This window comes from Mesorhizobium sp. M0496, assembly GCF_040321205.1.
GTDB lineage: Bacteria > Pseudomonadota > Alphaproteobacteria > Rhizobiales > Rhizobiaceae > Mesorhizobium.
In genome coordinates, this window is the sequence record NZ_JAMYRC010000106.1 from 1 (window position 1) to 1183 (window position 1183).

Here is a 1183-nt window from a genome sequence, read left to right on the forward strand (position 1 = left end):
CGAGCGGCTGATGGAGTTGGAGGTTGGGGCCGCCACCGGCGCCGCCTATGGCGAGAAGAACCCGTTGCGCACGGCCCAGCGCAACGGCTATCGCGAGCGCGACTGGGAGACGCGGGCCGGCACTGTCGAACTGCGCATCCCCAAGCTCAGGAAGGGCTCCTACTTCCCCGGTTTTCTCGAACCGCGCCGCATGGCCGAGAAGGCGCTGACCGCCGTCATCCAGGAGGCCTACGTCCAGGGTATCTCGACCCGCTCGGTCGACGATCTGGTCAAGGCCATGGGCATGAGCGGCATCTCCAAAAGCCAGGTCAGCCGGCTGTGCGAAGAGATCGACGGCAAGGTCAAAGCGTTCCTTGAAAGACCCATCGAGGGCGACTGGCCATATCTGTGGATCGATGCCACCTACCTGAAGGTGCGCCGCGGCGGCCGCATCGTCTCGGTCGCCGTCATCATCGCTGTCGGCGTCAATGCGGACGGCCGACGCGAGGTGCTGGGCATGGAGGTCGGCACGTCTGAGGCCGAGCCGATCTGGACGGAGTTCCTGCGCAAGCTGACCCGCCGTGGCCTGCGCGGCGTCAAGCTCGTCGTCTCCGATGCCCATGAAGGCATCAAGGCGGCCGTCACCAAGGTGCTGTGCGCGACATGGCAGAGGTGCCGCGTCCACTTCATGAGGAACGTGCTGGCCCATGCCGGCAAGAGCGGGCGCCGCGTCGTCTCCGCTTTCATCGCCACCGCCTTCGCCCAGGAAACGCCCGGGGCCGCAAGCACGCAATGGCGCGCCGTCGCCGACCAGATCCGGCCGAAGGTGCCGAAGCTGGCGACAATCATGGACGATGCCGAGCCCGACGTGCTTGCCTACATGACCTTCCCCAAGGAGCACCGCGCCAAGCTGCACTCGACCAACCCGATCGAGCGCCTCAACGGCGAGATCAAGCGGCGCACCGAGGTCGTCGGCATCTTCCCAAATGATGGCGCCATCGTCCGCCTGGTTGGCGCTATCCTGCTCGAACAGAACGACGAATGGGCCGTGCAGCGCGCCAGATACATGACGCTGGAAACCATCAGCCAAATGAGCGATGATCCTCTGATCAGCCTGCCAGCCGTGGCACGCTGATCAGCCCGGCCCCATGCCGGAGAGCGCGGCGACCAAGCCGTCAGCTACACCACGCAGCGGGACACGATC

Annotated in this window: 1 protein-coding gene; it reads left to right on the top strand. The window is 65.8% G+C overall.

The window, feature by feature from the left end; translation table 11 throughout:
- Nucleotides 1-1114: IS256 family transposase (locus tag NKI73_RS33540; RefSeq protein WP_352636340.1), on the top strand; the 1114-nt coding region annotated here is incomplete at its 5' end.
- Nucleotides 1115-1183: the final 69 nt, after the last annotated feature.